Source organism: Sphingopyxis sp. PET50, assembly GCF_025244705.1.
GTDB lineage: Bacteria > Pseudomonadota > Alphaproteobacteria > Sphingomonadales > Sphingomonadaceae > Sphingopyxis.
This window is the reverse complement of the sequence record NZ_CP104207.1, coordinates 362,694-379,172: the sequence shown is the minus strand read 5'-3', so window position 1 is coordinate 379,172 and position 16,479 is coordinate 362,694. Positions and strand designations below refer to the sequence as shown.

Sequence of the window (16,479 nt, the reverse complement as noted above, 5' to 3'; positions counted from 1 at the left end):
CGGGGCATGGGCGCGGTGATGACCGACGCCCCTGCCCCGCCGCTGAAGCTGTTCAACAGCCTGACGCGCTCCCTCGAGGAGTTCGTGCCCGTCCACCCCGGCGAAGCGCGCGTCTACAGCTGCGGCCCGACCGTCTATAATTACCCGCATATCGGCAATATGCGCGCCTATGTCTTCGCCGACACGCTCGGGCGCACCCTGTCGTTCAAGGGCTACAAGCTGACCCACGTCATCAACATCACCGACGTCGGCCATCTGACCGACGACGCCGATGCGGGCGAGGACAAGCTGGAGAAAGCGGCGGCCGAGCGCGCGCAATCGATCTGGGACATCGCGCGCCATTATACCGAGGCCTATTGGGCCGACGTGAAGGCGCTCAACATCCGCCAGCCCGCGCACTGGTCGATCGCCACCGACTATGTACCGCAAATGATCGAGTTCGCGAAAGCGATCGCGGACCGGCATTGCTACGAGCTCGACAGCGGCCTCTATTTCGACACTACGACGGTCGCCGACTACGGCCGCCTTGCACGCCACGGCACCGACGAGGGCGAGAGCCGCATCGACCCGGTGGAGGGCAAGCGCCACGCCGCCGACTTCGCGATCTGGCGCAAGACCCCGCCGGGCGAGACGCGCCAGATGGAGTGGGACTCGCCCTGGGGCCGCGGCGCGCCGGGCTGGCACCTCGAATGCTCGGTGATGTCGGAAGCGCTGCTCGGCTTCCCCTTCGACATCCACACCGGCGGCATCGACCACCGCGAGATCCACCATCCGAACGAGATCGCGCAGAACCAGGCGCACAGCTGCAGCGACGCCAGCGGCGCGCGCTTCTGGATGCACAATAATTTCCTCGTCGAACGCAGCGGCAAGATGTCGAAGTCGAGCGGCGAGTTCCTGCGCGTGCAACTGCTGATCGACAAGGGCTACCACCCGCTCGCCTATCGGCTGATGTGCCTGCAGGCGCATTATCGCAGCGAGCTCGAATTTTCGTGGGAGGGGCTGGGGGCGGCGCTGACGCGGCTCAAGCGGCTGGTGATGGCCGCCGCATCCGTCCGCGATGCCGATGCGGCCGCGGTGACCGACCGCCGCCTGACCGACCTGCTGGCGAAATTCGACGCCGCCATGTCCGAGGATCTCAACACGCCGGTCGCGCTGACCCTGCTCGAAGAGGCGGCGGCGATGAAAAAGATCGACGCGGGGCAGAAACGCGCCGCGCTCGCGGCGATGGATGCCGTTCTCGGCCTCGACCTGCTGACGATCACCCGCGCGGATTTGCGCGTCCGCCCCAAGGCGGTAACGATCGCCGAAGCGGAGATCGAGGCCGCCCTCACCCGCCGCAAGGAAGCGCGCGCCGCCAAGGATTTCGCCGCCTCCGACGCCCTGCGCGACGAACTCATCGCCGCCGGTGTCGAGGTGATGGACGGCGATCCGCTGGGATGGGACTGGCGGCTGGAACCTTGAATTCCCCTCCCGCTTGCGGGAGGGGTTCGGGGAGGGCATGTTCCGTCCTCAGATGAATCGCCGTGAGCGGACAGGCCCTCCCCGGCCCCTCCCGCAAGCGGGAGGGGAGATATATGACCAAGACCGTCACCGTCCTCTCGGGCCTCATCCGCCCGCTCGTCGAAAACCGCCTGCCCGAATGGGTCGAGCCGCGCTTCTTCCAGTCGAAGGAAGAAGCGATGGCGCTCGCGCCGGAAGCGGAGATCGGCTGGTTCGACATGTACGACAAGCGCGACATGGCCGCCGCGATCACCGCGGCGTCGAAGATGAAGTGGCTGAACTCGATCTACGCCGGCGTCGACGGCATCCCGCTCGACCTGCTCGCGCGGCGCGGGACGATGCTGACCAACGGCGTCGGCATCAACGCGATCACCATCGCCGAATATGTGGTGATGGGCATGCTCACCGTCGCCAAGGGCTATCGCGAGGTCGTGCGCGCGCAGGAACGGCGCGAATGGCTCCACGATTCGCCGGGCAAGGTCGAACTTTTCGGATCGAAGGCCCTGCTCCTCGGATACGGTGCGATCGGCAAGCTCGTAGAGGAGCGGCTGAAGGCGTTCGCGGTCGACGTCACGGTCGTCCGCCGGACACCGGGACCGAACACGCTGACCCCCGATCAATGGCGCGCACGGCTCGGCGATTACGACTGGGTGATCCTCGCGGTCCCGGCGACCCCGGAAACCGACGGCATGATCGGCGCCGCCGAACTCGCCGCGATGAAGCCGACCGCGACGCTGATCAATATCGCGCGCGGCAGCGTCGTCGATCAGGCGGCGCTGGTGACCGCGCTCGACGCGAAACAGATCGCCGCGGCCTTCCTCGACGTGACCTCGCCCGAGCCGCTCCCCGCCGACGATATTCTGTGGACGCTCGACAATGCGCATATCACCATGCACCTGTCGGGCCGCGCGCAGGACAAGATGTTTGTCCGCGCGGCGGAACGCTTCCTCGAAAATCTGGACCGCTGGCACAAGGGCGAACCGGTCGAGCCGCGCGTCGACCTGACATTGGGTTATTGAAGCGGCGCGCCGCTTGCGGCACACTGGCCGCATGATCCTATCGCGGCGGACAATCCCGATCATGGCGGCCACGCTTGTCGCCGCCGCGCCACTACCCGCGGGAGGCGAGACCGTGACGGAACAGATCGCATCGGGCGAATTCGAGGTGAAGATGACCCCGTCAAGCGCCGCCGATGCACCGGTCGGAAGCTTCGCGCTCGACAAGAGCTACCACGGCGACCTCGAAGCGCATAGCGCCGGCCAGATGCTCGCCGTGCGCACGGCGGTCGACGGATCGGCGGGCTATGTCGCGATGGAAAAGGTCAGCGGCACGCTCGCCGGCAAGCAAGGCACGTTCGTCCTCCAGCACAGCGCGACGATGACGCGCGGCAGCCCCGACCTGTCGATCACCGTCGTCCCCGATTCGGGCACCGACGGCTTCGTCGGCCTCGCCGGACGGATGGACATCCGGATCGAGGGCGGAAAGCATTTCTACAGCTTCCGCTATACGCTGGGCGGTTAGGCCTAGCCGTTCGGCCTTCAGTTCGCGCACCAGGGGCTGCAACCGTTCGTCATATTTGGCGAGCATCGTGTGCGCACCAGCGTGGTCGTAAAAGCTGACCAACTCGCGCCCGTTCCAGCGGTGCAGCGCATAGGCCGGATCCTCGGCCACGATCATCGGGCGGTCGTCGGGGTGGTTCTCGTCGATCGGGCGCAGGTCGAGCGACACCTGCGGCGCGGTCGACGAACAGATGGCGACGGTGCGGCCCTCCCACGACACGGTGACGCTGCGGTGCAGATGGCCGCAGATCAGGCCGCGCACTTGGGGATGGCGGCGGATGACGTCGGTGAAGGTCGCGACCCACGGTTCGTCGGGGTGGGTGTTCATCCACTCGATGCCGCTTTCGACCGGCGGGTGGTGCATGACGACATAGGTCGGCTTGGCCGAATCCTTCGCCAGTTCTGCATCGAGCCAGGCGGCGCGGCGGTCGCAAAAGGCGCCGCCATGGCGCCCCTCCTCGAGCGTGTCGATCGTCACCAGCCGCAATTCGGGCAGGTCGATCGTATATTGGATAAAGCCGTTGCCGTCGTCGAAGCCCGGGAACTGCGCATGGAAATTGTCGCGCAGGTCATGGTTGCCGACGCTCGGCCATACCGGAAAGGGGCAGCGCGAAAAGGCGGTCGCCAGCCGAGCGGTAGCTGTCGGGGTCGCCGCGGTCGGTGATGTCGCCCGTCGCCAGCAACAGGTCGGGCCGGTTCGGGCCGTCGATGAGTATATCGAGCACCTCGTCCAGCCGCTTGCGGTTATATTCCGCCGGATTGTCCTGATCGAACCCGATATGGATATCGGTGATCTGCGCGATCAGCATATCCGTCCCCTGCTCCGGCTGAGCTGGTCCGACCGCCCCCGTTCATCCACCCCGTTCAGCGACTTGTAACGCGGGTGTGCGCCAAGTCACACTATAAAGACGCCGCCCCGTCCGCCCTGTGATCTGGCTCACAGTATAAGTATCGCGCGGGGGTTGTTTTGTGATGAATGCGGTCTTTTTCTTGCGCTGGGTGGGCGGCATCCACGGTTTGCCGCCGTCGTCATGATATTCGTGGCACATCGCGCAGGGCGATTCGGTCGCGGTCTCGACCTTCACCAGCCGCGCCCCGCCCTCGCCGACATGGCAGTCGCGGCACTGGCGCAGCCCGGGGACGAGGAAGTCGGTCGACGCCTTCGATCCGGTGGCCGCCGTGTGGCAGTCGGCGCATTCGGTCTCGCGGTGCGCATCATGATCGAACCAGCCCTTTTGCAGGAAGCGCGGCGTCTGGTCGACCGCCGCCACGCGCCAGCCGGTGCCCGCGGTGGGAGCGAAGATCGTGTGGCAGTCGTAACAGGCGCCGCCCTTGGAGAAGACCGCGCGCACCGCATCCTCGGCGCGGCTCGGGCGCACCGCGACTTCGCGGAAATAGATGTTGTACACCTGCCCCTCGGCATATTGGCCGGGCCGCCGCCGCGCCATGCCGCCGAGCTGCAGCGGCCGCGCCAGCGGGGTCGAGCGGTAATAGGCGGTCAGGTCGGCGGCCACCTGGTCGGGCTCGCCATGGCGCAGCGTGCGCGTCACGCCGCCGACGGTCTCGAAGGCGAGGCTGTGGCACATCGCGCAGTCGCGCTCCATCTCGACCGGCGCGATCCGCACACCGTCGGCGTCGGGGCGGTGGCAGTTTTCGCATTCGAGCTTCTTGCCGAAATCATGGCGGCCGCGGAAACTCGCCGCCATGCGCGCAACGCCGCCGGTCGCCTGCAGGTGCAGGTCGTGCGGGAATTTCAGCCCGTTATAGTCGGCGAGCCCGCTCGTCATCAGCGTGCGCACCGGCTTCGCCCCCGGCGCCGGGCGGACAAGCGGGCGGAAATCGGGGTGGCGGGTGCCGAAATCGCCCGCGTCGGCCAGCATCGTCGGGAAACCCGCCGCTTTCAGCCGCCCGCTCATCCCGTCGTGGCAATCGGCGCAGAATTTCTGCGGCGTCGCCGCCATCGGCCCCGCTCCTTCATGCTCGGTATGGCATTCGACGCAGCGCCCCTGCGGCCGGTTGAAGGCCTTGGCGAAGCCCGCGAGGATTTTCTCGCCCACGCCCGGCGGGTGCCGCGCCGCGAGCAATTTCGCGGTCGAGGCATTGGCGTGGGCATTGCTCATCGCCTTGTGCTCGCCGGTGTGACAGCCGACGCACGCCTTGTCGGTCACCGCGACGAACGGCTCGACATGGCACGACTGGCAATCGTTCTTCAGGCTCTTGTGCGCGCTCGACAGCGGCCCCGACAGCCATGCCTGGTCGGCATGATAGCCCTTGGGGCGAACATTGACGTCCTTGTAGCTCTGCCACGCCCAGATCGGCCCGACCAGAAAGGCGAGCAGCATCAGGACCGCGAAGGTCCAGGCGCCCATGCGCTTGCCCGGCATCACGCCCTGCAGAGAGAAGGCCTTCGCCTCGTCGACATCCTTCGACGATTGCGACAACTCGTCGATGCGCTCGACGAGCAGGATGATATTCTCGCCCTCGCGCGCGATCGTCAGGCGGTGCCCGCCGAAGCGCAGTTCGGCACCCGCCGCGCTGTCGAGGTCGGCGGCATCGACGGCGCGACCGTTGAAACCAAAGCCCAGCCCCTCCAGCGCCTGTACCCGGACGTGACGGCCGTCGGTGCTGCTGATCGTCGCATGATGCGGGTTCACCGCTAGGTCGGCGATGTGGATGGTGTTGCTGCCCTCGCGGCCCAGCGTTATCGTGTCGCCCGGCAGCGGCGCGTCGCGGATGATCTGCTTGCCCGTCTTCGTCGTCGAGATACGGCGCAGGATGAAGCTCATGTTTCCCCCTCCCCTCGCCTTACCAGTAGAAGAAGACGCTGATGATGTGCGCCGACAGCGCCGCGATCAGCGCAAAGGTCAGCGGCACATGCACATAAAGCCAGATTTCGAGCAGCGCGCGGATCCTGAGATGCTGGCGCAGCCGTCCGAGCGCCGCCTGTTTCTGCGTGAGCAGCCCGACCACCTTCTCGCGCGCCTCGGGGTTGCTCGTTCCCGGCCGGCGAGCGCGTGCAGCGCGGCGGCGGTCGCGCATCGGGGATAACGGCCCGACAGCCGCGCGCCGATGCCGCCCGCGAAGGGATCCTCGTCGAGCGCCTTCAGCACCGGCGCGGTGTCCTGCGGGGTCAGCGGCTGCGCGGCGGCGTGGAGCTGACGGTCGAAGGCGCGGATCGCCTCGAGCATCTGCATCTGCGTCATCTCGTCGCGGTTGTTCGACAGCGCCTGCGGCAGCGTCGCATAGACGATGATGCCGTACAGCCCCGACAGGATGACGAGCATCATCAACGCCCAGGCGAGCGTATGGACGTTCCAGCCGAGCTGGAAGCCGGTGTGCCAGGTGCCGATGACCATCAGGCTGAGCCCGAGATAGACATGCGCCGAGGTCCAGGCCTTCAGCGACCAATAGTCGCTCGTCATCTTGCGCTTGCGATAACCCAATGCGGTGAGCCACAGGATCAGCCCGGCGCCGAGTGTGCCGAGCGTATAGCCGTACCAGCTGCCGCCATTGTGCCGCGGCGTGACGTCGATCAGCGCATAGGACACGATGATCAGCAGACAGAGCCCGCCCGAAATCTTGGCCCAGCGGAAATTGGCGTAGCGCAGGAAACCCTCGTGCCGCCGTTCGCGCACGCGCTCGGTCTGCGTCGCCTTGCTCCGGCGGCGAGCGCCGAAGAGGCTGGAAAAGAGGCTCGCCATCAGTCCGCGTCCTCTTCGAGCCGTGCGATCGACAGGAATTCCTCGGGCGAGACGCGGATCGCGGCGCCGGTCGGACAGGCGCGCACGCACGCCGGGCCGTCGGCGATGCCCTTGCACATATCGCATTTGACCGCGATCTTTTTGGGCTTCTCCTCGCCCAGCTTTTTCTTGGTCCATTTGGGCGAGGGCTCGCCGGGTCCGGGGCCGAAGCCGGTGAGCAGCCAGCGGATCAGGCTCGGCTTCTCGGGCGGCGCCGCTTCCATGCGGATCACCCCATAGGGGCAGTTGCGCATGCAGTTGCCGCAGCCGATGCAGCCCGGCTCCATGAACACCTCGCCGTCGGGGCCCCGGTGGATGACGTTGGGCGGACAATCGGCCATGCAATGCGGATGCTCGCAGTGGCGGCAGCTCGTCGGAACGTGCAGATGGGCAAAGGTCTTGCCCGCCTCGCGGTCGAGCCGCGACAGGCCCTCATGGCTGTCGGCGCAGGCCTTTTCGCAATTGTCGCAGCCGACGCAGAGATTCTCGTCGATCAGCAACGCGTCGGTCGCCTCGCCCAGCCCTTCCTTCATGATGAAGCTGGCGGTGTCCGAATACATGTCGACCGCGCTCGAATAATTCGCCTTGCGCGCCTCGATGAAGCTGTTCATCTGCGCGCGCTCGGCCACCGCCGCCTCGGTCGCCTCGCGCACCTTGGGCTTCGCGGCGAGCATCTTGCGGAAACTCTCGCCGGTCAGCTTGATCAGTTCGGAACCGACCGCGGCCTTCACCGTCGCGTTGCGCGGCTGGCCGCTGAGCACGCCCATTTCGCCGAAGAAGCTGCCCGCGGGCAGGTAGCGCAGGAAGATGGGTTTGCCGCCGATATCCTTTTCGACCACCATCGATCCCGAGCGGATGACATAGACATCGTCACCCTGCTCGCCTTCGGTCAGCACGACCTTGCCCGCCGACACGCGTTCGACCTGGGCCTGATCGACGACCGGCTGAAGGTCCTCGACCGTCAGGCCGCCGCGGAAAATCTGCAGCAACTGGCGTTCGAGCGAGATGCGTTCGATCACGCGCTTGGCGCCCGGCACGCCCGCCATCAGCTTCAGCGCCGCGGTGCGCGACACCTCGATGAAGATGCTGTCCTCGCCCGCGCGGATCGTCGCACCGCGCTTGCGGCCCGAAATCAGGCCGACCTCGCCGAAGATCGAGCCCTGCTCGATCTTCACCGTCGCGCCGCCGCCGATCTCGACCACCGCATGGCCGTCGGCGATCGCGAACAGCGACGATCCCGGCTCATCCTTCTCGAAGACGATCTCGCCCGTGCGATAATGGGTGGCCTTCGAATCGAGCATGAATTCGCGCATCTGCAGCGGCGACACTTCGGAAAAGATGCGGACGCGCTGGCGGAAAAATTCGAGCCATTCGCTGACCGATATCTTCTGCGGCAGATTGGCGAAGATCGCCGCCAGATCCTTTTCGTCGGCCGGGGTCAGCCCGGTGTTGCCGTTGATGAACTCGACGACGTCATAGCCCTGATTCATGCAATGCTTGATCAGCGGATAGCCCGCGAGCGCGCCGATCACGAAGATGCCGGGGACGGTCGATTCAAAGGTCGGCGACAGCTTCGGAAAGGCTTCGCGGTCGGGCCCGGTGAATTCGATGCCCATCGCTTCGACGAAACCACGCGGTGCCACCGATCCCAGCCGCGCGACGATGACGTCGCACTGGATCTTTTCCTCGCCGGTCGGCGTCTCGAGCGTCAGCCAGCCGGGCTCGACCGCCTTCGGCTGCGTCTCGGTGCGGATCGACATAAAGCCATTCTCGCCCGCCTCCATCATGTCGGAGACATTCTTGGCCTTGGCGCGCGCGAAATCCTTCGAGCGGTTGAGGATGGTGACGGTATTCTCGAGCGCTTCCTCGGCGACGCCGAGCGCATTTTCGATCCCCGCATCACCCGATCCGACCACGGTGATATGCTTGTCCTTGAAATCCTCGGGATCGTCGACGGTATAGATGATGTGCGGCAGGTCGTTGCCGGGGCAGCGCATCCGGTTCGGGTTGCCCTGCGTGCCGATCGCCAGCACGATATTCTCGGCCTTGACCACGCCCTTGCTGGTCTTGATCTCGAACGCGCCCTTCTGGCCGGTCACCTCGGTGACTTCGGCTTGCTTGACGGCATAGACCTTGTTGGTGTTCGCGTCGTCGTCCCAGTTGCCGAGGATATATTCGCGCGCGCCTTCGGCGAAGCGGCAGTCGGAGCGCAGGTCGAGCCGGTCGGGCGTCGCCAGCACGCGCTTGCCCTTCTGATATTTGAAGATGGTGTCCGACAGATGGTCGGTCTTTTCGAGCAGGACATGGCTCAGGCCGAGCTGCCCGGCGCGCGATGCCGCGCTCAGCCCCGCCGGTCCCGATCCGATGATCGCGACCTTGACCGCCTCCGTCGGGAGCGGCTTCCACTCGACCTTGCTTGTCATGCGCGCGCCCGCGCCCGGCGCCTTGCGCCGCGCCGTTCCATGGCCTTGATGCTGACGAACCTGCGCACGGGCATCCCTGTCCCCCTATCGCCAGCCCCCCGGCGAGTACAATCTGGATGCGACCCGGACTTATGTCCTGGGTATCAGGCTATGCCCTTGAAAGCGGGGAGAGGTCAACCGGTGAGCGGCGGAAATCCGTTGTTGCGAGTGGTTCTCAACTGACGGAAAACAGACGGGGAAAAGGGTCAGGCGAGCGCGAACAGCGCCGCGGCCGGCGTCGGCAGCAGCCGGCTCGAAGCGCGACCAGCCGTCGGGGCCCAGTTTTTCGAGCGGCCGGAACCGCGCCTTGTACGCCATGCGCGCCGACCCCTCGATCCAGTAGCCGAGATAGACATAGGGCAGCCCCGCCTTCGCGGCGCGCTGGATATGGTCGAGGATGATATAGGTGCCCAGCCCCTCGCGCAGCGGATGCGCGGTGTCGAAAAAGCTGTAGATCATCGACAGCCCGTCATTCTGCCGGTCGGTGAGGCAGCAGCCGATCAGCCGCCCGCGCCCGCCATCAGCGGTGGGCTCGCGATATTCGATCAGATAGGAATCGACCGGGGTCTGTTCGACCATGTCGGCGAAATCCTGTTCGTCCATGTCGGCCATGCCGCCGTTGGGATGGCGCGACGTCAGATAGGATCGCAGCAGCGCATATTGCTCCTCGGTCGCCCAGGGCCTGCACGCGGTGGCGACGATGTCGCCGTTGCGGCGCAGATTGCGCTTCTGCGAATTGCGGGGCACGAAATCGGCCGTGGGCACGCGCACCGACACGCAGGCGGTGCAGTCGGCGCAGCTCGGGCGATAGGCGACCGACTGGCTACGGCGGAAACCGATCCGGCCGAGCGCGTCGTTCAGCTCGCCCGCATTATGGCCGCTGAGTTCGGTGAACACCTTGCGCTCGGTCTTGCCCTCCAGATAGGGGCAGGGCGCCGGGCTGGTGACGAAAAAGCGCGGAAAACGGAACGGGGCGGACACGCGGGGCAAATCTCCGAATGGGCGCGTCGGACCCGGCACAAAGCCCTCCCCGTCGCTTGGATGCGACGGTTATGCCGCGCCGCGCCGATGGTGCAAAGAGGATTCACCAATTTTGAGCGCCCCGGCGGGGGTCGGTGCGAAAATTCTTAACCCGTTGCCCGGCACCTGTGCCGGACTGAATCAATCATCCGCCATAACCGCGCAATTCGTCGCCGGTCAGCGTCGCGACGTGCAGCACATTGGTCGATCCCGGCGTGCCGAACGGCACCCCCGCCATCATGACGAGCTTCGATCCCGCCTTGCCGATCCCGTGGCGCAGCGCCATGCGCTTGCCCTTGGCGATCATCTCCTCGAAGCTGCCGATATCCTTGGTCGGCACCGCATGCGCGCCCCACAGCAGCCCCATGCGCCGCGCGGCCTCCTTCTTCGGCGTCAGCACCAGCAGCGGCGCGTTCGGCCGCTCGCGCGCGACGCGGCGCGCGGTCGACCCCGACGCGGTGAAACAGATGATCGCGTCGGCGGCGATCGTCGTGATGATGCCCCCCGCCGCCTCGGCCAGCGCGTCGGCGGTGGTCGCGTCGGGATGCGTCTCGGTGAAATGCAGCCGCCGGTAATAGTCGGGATCGCTTTCGACCGAGCGCGCGATCCCGTCCATCATCGTGACGGCCTCCACCGGCCAGGCGCCCGCCGCGGTCTCGGCCGACAGCATGATCGCGTCCGCCCCGTCGTACACCGCGGTCGCGACGTCGCTCACCTCGGCGCGCGTCGGCGAGGGCGAGACGATCATCGATTCGAGCATCTGCGTCGCGACCACCACCGGCTTGCCCATCCGCCGCGCCGTGGCGACAATCCTTTTCTGAAGCGGCGGTACGGCTTCGGGGGGAAGCTCGACCCCCAGGTCGCCGCGCGCGACCATCGCAGCGTCGGCGAGCTCCAATATCTCCTCGATCCGCTGCACCCCCGACGGCTTCTCGAACTTGACGAGCAGCGCCGCCTTGCCGCCGATCAGCCGCCGCGCCTCGGCGACATCCTCGGGCCGCTGGACGAAGGACAAGGCGATCCAGTCGACCCCTTGCTCGAGCGCGAAGGCCAGGTCCTTCCTGTCCTTCTCGGTCAGCGCCGCCAGCGGCACGACGACGTCGGGGACGTTCACCCCCTTGCGGTCCGAAATCCTGCCGCCGACCTCGACCACCGTCTCGATCCGCGTCGGCGCGATGTTCCTCACCCGCAGCACCAGCTTGCCGTCGTCGATCAGGAGCCGCGTACCGGGCGCGAGCGCCGCGAACAATTCGGGATGCGGCAGGTGGACGCGCGTCGCATCGCCCGCCGCCTTGTCGGCGTCGAGCACGAACACCTCCCCCTTGACCAGCTCGGCCGCCCCGTCGGCGAAGGCGCCGACGCGCAATTTCGGCCCCTGCAGATCGACGAGGATCGTCGTCGGCCGCCCCGTCTCCTTTTCGAGTGCGCGGATCGCCGCGATCACCTTGGCATGGCCTTCATGGTCGCCGTGGCTCATATTGACGCGGAAGGCGTCGGCGCCGGCGCGGTGCAGCGCCGCGATCATGTCGGCGTGGGCGCTCGCGGGACCCAGCGTCGCGAGGATGCGCACCTTGCGCTGGCGGGGGGTGAAGCTCTGGACCACGGGGTGCTCCGGTCAAGATCGGGGGTGAAGGGCGACCGCTTGCCTAGGCGCGTTGCGGCGGGCAAGGCAAGCCGCGTATAGCTATTCATCCCGCCATCCGAAGGAAATCCGCCATGTCCTGCAGCGACGACACCGCCCCCGGCACCGACGACCTCGACAGCCTCGACGACGCCGTCGCCGCGGCCGCCTTCCGCCGCCTCGTCCGTCTGCTCCGCCACCGCAGCGACGCCGCGAACATCGACCTGATGGGCCTCGCGGGCTTTTGCCGCAACTGCCTTGGCGACTGGATCGCGGAGGCCGGCGGCATGGACCGGGAGGCGGGCCGCGCGATCGTCCACGGCATGCCGACCGCCGAGTGGAAAACCCTGCACCACACCCCCGCGACCCCCGAACAGCTCGTCCGGATGGAAGAAAGCATGGCGAAAAATCCCTGACCCTATTAGGGGGACCGCGAGGCGATTCTCGCCGCAACCCATCCTCACCATCGGAGTCAAAAATGAGCGAAGCCACCGTGTCCGACCAGCAGCTGCGCCTGTTCATCGAGCGTATCGAGCGGTTGGAAGAAGAGAAAAAGGGCATCGCCGACGATATCCGCGACACCTATAACGAGGCGAAGTCGCAGGGTTACGATCCGAAGATCATGCGCCAGATCGTACGCCTGCGCAAATTGCCGCCGCATGATCGCAAGGAGATGGAAGCGATCCTCGACGTCTATAAATCGGCGCTCGGCATCGACTGACCGGGCCGCCAAGCCAAAGGAGAGAGACGATGTTCAGCACCACCACCAACGCCGTCGAGGGCCGTCCGGTTCGCGAATATCTGGGCATCGTCACCGGCGAGGTGATCGTCGGCGCCAACCTGTTCCGCGACCTGTTCGCCAGCATCACCGACATCGTCGGCGGCCGCTCGGGCAAATATGAGGATGTTCTCGCCCGCGCCCGCAGGGAGGCGCTCGGCGAGATGGAGGCCGAAGCGGCGAAACTCGGCGGCAACGCCGTGATCGGCGTCGACCTCGACTATGAGGTGCTCGGCCAGAACGGCTCGATGCTGATGGTCTCGGCCAGCGGCACCGCGGTCGTCCTCTGACGCTGTGGTTGTCTGCCCGGCGCGCCCGCGCTAGGGCGGCGCCCACGCATCAATACCGAATGGAGGACGGCGATGGCCGGCCATAGCAAATACAAGAATATCATGTACCGCAAGGGCGCGCAGGACAAGAAGCGCAGCAGCCTGTTCTCGAAGCTCAGCCGCGAAATCACCGTCGCGGCGAAGATGGGCCTGCCCGATCCCGACGCCAACGCCCGCCTGCGCGCCGCAATCAACGCCGCGAAGGCGCAGTCGATGCCCAAGGACAATATCCAGCGCGCGATCGACAAGGCTGCCGGCAACGACGGCGATAACTATGAAGAGATCCGCTACGAAGGCTACGGCCCCGGCGGCGTGTCGCTGATCGTCGAGGCGCTGACCGACAACCGCAACCGCACCGCGACCAACGTCCGCACCGCCTTCAGCAAGAATGGCGGCAACCTCGGCACCTCGGGCAGCGTCAGCCACGGCTTCGACCGGCTCGGCCTGATCAGCTATCCCGCCGGCGCGGGCGACGCCGACACCGTGTTCGAGGCCGCGCTCGACGCGGGCGCCGACGACGTCGAATCGTCCGAGGACGGCCACGAGATCTGGACCAGCGTCGACAGCCTGCACGAGGTCGCCAAGGCGCTCGAAGCCAAGCTGGGCGAAGCCGAAGGCGTGAAGCTGGCGTGGAAACCCACATTGAAGAGCGAAGTGTCGGACGAAGCCGTCGCGCAGACCCTGTTCAAGCTGATCGACACGCTCGACGACGACGACGACGTCCAGACCGTCTGGGGCAATTACGACATCCCCGATGCGGTGATGGAGAAACTGGGCTGATTTCTGAAGCCCCTCCCCTTCAGGGGAGGGGTTGGGGTGGGGGCTGGCAGTGAAGCACCAACGCAAGACCGCCAGATTGGACGTCGGCATCTGGTTCAATTCGAACACCGGCCACATCCACCTCGCCGCCAAGGATCATTTCATCTCGACCGTCAGCGCAGACCCGGCATCCAGGCGCTATCACCCCAATCTGTACCGGAAACTGGCAGCGGCGCTGCGTGATGCCGACTGCCCCCACCCCAACCCCTCCCCTGAAGGGGAGGGGCTAAAAGAATGATCATCCTCGGCCTCGACCCCTCGCTCAGTTCGACCGGCTGGGGCGTCATCCGCGTCGAGGGCAGCCGCATCAGCCACATCGCCAACGGCCAGATCAGGACCGATGCCAAGGCGCCCCTGCCCGACCGCCTCGCCCATCTCGACACAGTGCTCGCCGCGGTGATCGCCGACCACACCCCGGCGCAGGCCGCGGTCGAGGAGGTGTTCGTCAACGACAACCCCCAATCGACGCTGAAGCTCGCGCACGCCCGCGGCGTCACCCTGCTCGCCTGCGCGCGCGGCGGGCTGCCCGTCGCCGAATATGCCCCGCGCCTCGTCAAGAAGGCGATCGTCGGCACCGGCGGCGCGGCGAAGGAACAGGTGCAGGCGATGCTCCGCGTGCTGCTGCCCGGCGCCAGGGTCGCGGGGGCGGACGCCGCCGACGCGCTGGCGGTCGCGATCTGCCATGCGAACCACCGGCCGCGCGGTTGAAATCTCACGCAAAGGCGCAAAGGCGCGAAGAAAAAGAGGACTCACACAAGGACACGAAGATGACGGTCTCGACCGCGAGATCGCATCTTCATCCGGCCGGGCGGCATGTTCTTCCGGACTTCGTCCGGCCATCGAATGCGGAGGTCGCGTCACAAGCACGGCGATCATGAGGGACACTGGCCTCTTTGTGTCTTTGTGTGAGAATATTCTCTCTCTTCCTGCTTCGCGCCTTTGCGCCTTTGCGTGAGACATTTTTCCTTCCTTGTTCCCTTTTCATTCCCGCCGCGCTACGCACATCGCATGATCGCGAAACTCACCGGACGGCTCGACAGCAGTGGCGCAGGGCATGCGGTGATCGACGTCGGCGGCGTCGGCTATCTGGTCGAGGCGTCGGCGCGCACCCTCGACGCGCTCGGCCCGGTCGGCGGCGACGTCACCATCCACACCGAAATGCTGGTGGGTGAGGATTTTCTCCGCCTGCTCGGCTTCGCGCGCGCCGAGGAGCGCGACTGGTTCCGCCTGCTCACCAGCGTCCAGGGTGTCGGCGCCAAGGTCGCGCTCGCGATCCTCTCGGCGCTGGAGGTTACCGATCTGCAACGCGCGCTAGCCAGCGGCGACAGCGCGATGATCGCTCGGGCGAACGGCGTCGGGCCGAAACTCGCGCAGCGGATCACGCATGAACTCAAGGACAAGGCGGGTGTGTTCGGTGGCGTCGAAGGTTCGAATCCTACCCGAGGAGCCACACCTGGCCCGCTCGGCGACGCCGTCGCCGCCCTCACCGGCCTCGGCTTCAAGCCCGGCGAAGCGAGCGCTGTGGTCGCGGCGGCGAGCGAGGAATTGGGCGCGGACGCGAGCCTTGATGCGCTGGTGCGACTGGCGCTGAAGAAGGCCGCGAAGTGAAGTCCGTCGGCTTAGCCCTCGCTACGGCAGCATTGCTGGCGAGCAATATCGCAAAAGCCGACGAGATATGTTTAAGACTGAAGTCGTTCGAGACCGCCGCCCGTTCGGATAATCCCGTCGAGCCGCAGTGGATCGACGTCTATTGGGCCGTCGATGATGAGGCCATATTTTCATCAGCCTGCATACACGGCGAGAAAGCAGCGTCCGGCGCGCTGTGCGAATGGCTGGTCGAAAATATGTCGCGCGAGTTTTCGGGCCTGTTACCAAAACGCATACTGGATTGCGCGAAGACCGGCCGCAATCCCTATGGCGCTACAGACTTTCCCGCCCGAGCCACGTTCTTCGCAGGCCATCAGGGCGGGCGCTTTTATCTACAGACCGCTCATCGGAAGGATTCGGAGAAGCCCTGGATGCGATTGACCATTTTCCCCGACCGCCGGAGATCGGATGCAAGCACTCTGCCTGAGCCCGTCGATTACAAGCGCACGGTCGAATAGTGACGTGACCGGCCGTCTCGTAGATCACGCGATGACCACCCGCCACGCCGCCTGCCGCTGCGGCCAGCTCCGCATCGCCTGCACCAGCGAGCCGATCCGCGTGTCGGTGTGCCATTGCCACGAGTGCAAGGCGCGCAGCGGCAGCGCCTTTGCCGCGCAGGCCCGTTTCCCGAAGGAGAACGTCCGAACCGAGGGCGAAGCGAAGATGTGGCAGTACACCGGCGCGAGCGGCAACACCGCCGACTTCTTCTTCTGCGCCACCTGCGGCGCGCACGTCTGGTACCGGGCGCGGCCCTATCATGACGCCTATGCCGTGCCGCTGGGCAATTTCGAGCCCGGCCACGGCTTCGTCCCCGACTATTCGGTCTATGAGGAGCGCAAGGAGCCTTGGGTTTCGATCACCGGCGAAGGGATCGAGCACTATGATTGATGGGATGCTCCGCCTATCCCCTCTCCCGTCGGGAGAGGGTTGCGCAGACTTGGCGGCGAAGCCGCCTAGTCGAAGCTGGGTGAGGGGATCGCCGAGGGCCCGCAACTGCAACGCCG

At 66.2% G+C, this 16,479-nt stretch carries 16 protein-coding genes and 2 pseudogenes; 12 read left to right on the top strand and 6 right to left on the bottom strand.

What is annotated here, in order from left to right; all coding sequences use genetic code 11:
• The first annotated feature begins 18 nt into the window (after positions 1-18).
• The 3 genes from cysS to N0A20_RS20425 all read left to right on the top strand — a co-directional run bounded on the left by cysS (position 19) and on the right by N0A20_RS20425 (position 3,021).
• Entirely contained in the window at positions 19-1,461 is a 1,443-nt protein-coding gene (gene cysS, locus N0A20_RS02100; RefSeq protein WP_260582380.1) for a cysteine--tRNA ligase, read from the top strand.
• Between the two features lie 113 nt (positions 1,462-1,574).
• Positions 1,575-2,519 (top strand): D-2-hydroxyacid dehydrogenase, encoded by a 945-nt coding sequence (locus N0A20_RS02095; protein ID WP_260582378.1) that lies wholly within the window; start codon positions 1,575-1,577, stop codon positions 2,517-2,519.
• A 31-nt stretch (positions 2,520-2,550) separates the two neighbouring features.
• The gene (locus tag N0A20_RS20425; protein ID WP_409574760.1) at positions 2,551-3,021 is read left to right on the top strand and encodes a DUF3224 domain-containing protein; all 471 of its coding nucleotides are present in this window, start codon (positions 2,551-2,553) and stop codon (positions 3,019-3,021) included.
• 6 nt (positions 3,022-3,027) lie between these two features.
• Here the strand turns inward: N0A20_RS20425 and N0A20_RS02090 are convergent.
• The 6 genes and pseudogenes from N0A20_RS02090 to pyk all read right to left on the bottom strand — a co-directional run.
• Positions 3,028-3,868, bottom strand: a pseudogene (locus N0A20_RS02090) (metallophosphoesterase); the annotation flags it as partial.
• A gap of 42 nt (positions 3,869-3,910) precedes the next feature.
• Entirely contained in the window at positions 3,911-5,845 is a 1,935-nt protein-coding gene (locus tag N0A20_RS02085; protein WP_260582377.1) for a cytochrome c3 family protein, read from the bottom strand.
• A 19-nt stretch (positions 5,846-5,864) separates the two neighbouring features.
• Positions 5,865-6,760: pseudogene (locus N0A20_RS02080) on the bottom strand (hypothetical protein).
• Positions 6,760-9,222 (bottom strand): NAD(P)-binding domain-containing protein, encoded by a 2,463-nt coding sequence (locus tag N0A20_RS02075; protein WP_260582376.1) that lies wholly within the window; start codon positions 9,220-9,222, stop codon positions 6,760-6,762. The pseudogene N0A20_RS02080 and the gene N0A20_RS02075 overlap by 1 nt, the downstream one beginning before the upstream one ends.
• A gap of 129 nt (positions 9,223-9,351) precedes the next feature.
• The gene (locus N0A20_RS02070) at positions 9,352-10,242 is read right to left on the bottom strand and encodes an arginyltransferase (RefSeq protein ID WP_260582375.1); all 891 of its coding nucleotides are present in this window, start codon (positions 10,240-10,242) and stop codon (positions 9,352-9,354) included.
• Positions 10,243-10,426: 184 nt separating this feature from the next.
• Positions 10,427-11,884, bottom strand: a complete 1,458-nt coding sequence (gene pyk, locus N0A20_RS02065) for a pyruvate kinase (RefSeq protein WP_260582373.1) — start codon at positions 11,882-11,884, stop codon at positions 10,427-10,429.
• Positions 11,885-11,997: 113 nt separating this feature from the next.
• On the opposite strand from pyk, the gene N0A20_RS02060 reads away from it, so the two are divergent.
• The 9 genes from N0A20_RS02060 (at position 11,998) to N0A20_RS02020 (ending at position 16,363) form a co-directional block, all read left to right on the top strand.
• Entirely contained in the window at positions 11,998-12,318 is a 321-nt protein-coding gene (locus N0A20_RS02060) for a DUF1244 domain-containing protein (RefSeq protein ID WP_260582372.1), read from the top strand.
• Positions 12,319-12,380: 62 nt separating this feature from the next.
• On the top strand, positions 12,381-12,623 hold the full coding sequence (locus tag N0A20_RS02055) for a DUF2312 domain-containing protein (RefSeq protein WP_260582371.1): 243 nt from the start codon (positions 12,381-12,383) through the stop codon (positions 12,621-12,623).
• 29 nt (positions 12,624-12,652) lie between these two features.
• On the top strand, positions 12,653-12,970 hold the full coding sequence (locus N0A20_RS02050) for a YbjQ family protein (protein WP_260582370.1): 318 nt from the start codon (positions 12,653-12,655) through the stop codon (positions 12,968-12,970).
• Between the two features lie 72 nt (positions 12,971-13,042).
• On the top strand, positions 13,043-13,789 hold the full coding sequence (locus tag N0A20_RS02045) for a YebC/PmpR family DNA-binding transcriptional regulator (RefSeq protein WP_260582369.1): 747 nt from the start codon (positions 13,043-13,045) through the stop codon (positions 13,787-13,789).
• Between the two features lie 76 nt (positions 13,790-13,865).
• A complete protein-coding gene (locus tag N0A20_RS02040) occupies positions 13,866-14,066 on the top strand; it encodes a hypothetical protein (RefSeq protein ID WP_260582368.1) in 201 nt (66 codons plus the stop codon).
• Positions 14,063-14,536: a crossover junction endodeoxyribonuclease RuvC gene (gene ruvC, locus N0A20_RS02035; RefSeq protein ID WP_260582367.1), complete on the top strand. Its 474-nt coding sequence runs from the start codon at positions 14,063-14,065 to the stop codon at positions 14,534-14,536. The genes N0A20_RS02040 and ruvC overlap by 4 nt, the downstream gene beginning before the upstream one ends.
• Before the next feature lie 300 nt (positions 14,537-14,836).
• The gene (gene ruvA, locus N0A20_RS02030; RefSeq protein WP_260582366.1) at positions 14,837-15,436 is read left to right on the top strand and encodes a Holliday junction branch migration protein RuvA; all 600 of its coding nucleotides are present in this window, start codon (positions 14,837-14,839) and stop codon (positions 15,434-15,436) included.
• Positions 15,433-15,933, top strand: a complete 501-nt coding sequence (locus N0A20_RS02025; RefSeq protein ID WP_260582365.1) for a hypothetical protein — start codon at positions 15,433-15,435, stop codon at positions 15,931-15,933. Before ruvA ends, N0A20_RS02025 begins: the two co-directional genes overlap by 4 nt.
• 4 nt (positions 15,934-15,937) lie before the next feature.
• Positions 15,938-16,363, top strand: a complete 426-nt coding sequence (locus N0A20_RS02020; protein ID WP_260582364.1) for a GFA family protein — start codon at positions 15,938-15,940, stop codon at positions 16,361-16,363.
• Positions 16,364-16,479 lie beyond the last annotated feature (116 nt).

Coding starts and splice junctions, on each gene's coding strand:
- cysS (WP_260582380.1), top strand. CDS start 19: ATGACCGACGCCCCTGCCCCGCCGCTGAAGCTGTTCAACAGCCTGACG.
- N0A20_RS02095 (WP_260582378.1), top strand. CDS start 1,575: ATGACCAAGACCGTCACCGTCCTCTCGGGCCTCATCCGCCCGCTCGTC.
- N0A20_RS20425 (WP_409574760.1), top strand. CDS start 2,551: ATGATCCTATCGCGGCGGACAATCCCGATCATGGCGGCCACGCTTGTC.
- N0A20_RS02085 (WP_260582377.1), bottom strand. CDS start 5,845: ATGAGCTTCATCCTGCGCCGTATCTCGACGACGAAGACGGGCAAGCAG.
- N0A20_RS02075 (WP_260582376.1), bottom strand. CDS start 9,222: ATGACAAGCAAGGTCGAGTGGAAGCCGCTCCCGACGGAGGCGGTCAAG.
- N0A20_RS02060 (WP_260582372.1), top strand. CDS start 11,998: ATGTCCTGCAGCGACGACACCGCCCCCGGCACCGACGACCTCGACAGC.
- N0A20_RS02055 (WP_260582371.1), top strand. CDS start 12,381: ATGAGCGAAGCCACCGTGTCCGACCAGCAGCTGCGCCTGTTCATCGAG.
- N0A20_RS02050 (WP_260582370.1), top strand. CDS start 12,653: ATGTTCAGCACCACCACCAACGCCGTCGAGGGCCGTCCGGTTCGCGAA.
- N0A20_RS02045 (WP_260582369.1), top strand. CDS start 13,043: ATGGCCGGCCATAGCAAATACAAGAATATCATGTACCGCAAGGGCGCG.
- ruvC (WP_260582367.1), top strand. CDS start 14,063: ATGATCATCCTCGGCCTCGACCCCTCGCTCAGTTCGACCGGCTGGGGC.
- ruvA (WP_260582366.1), top strand. CDS start 14,837: ATGATCGCGAAACTCACCGGACGGCTCGACAGCAGTGGCGCAGGGCAT.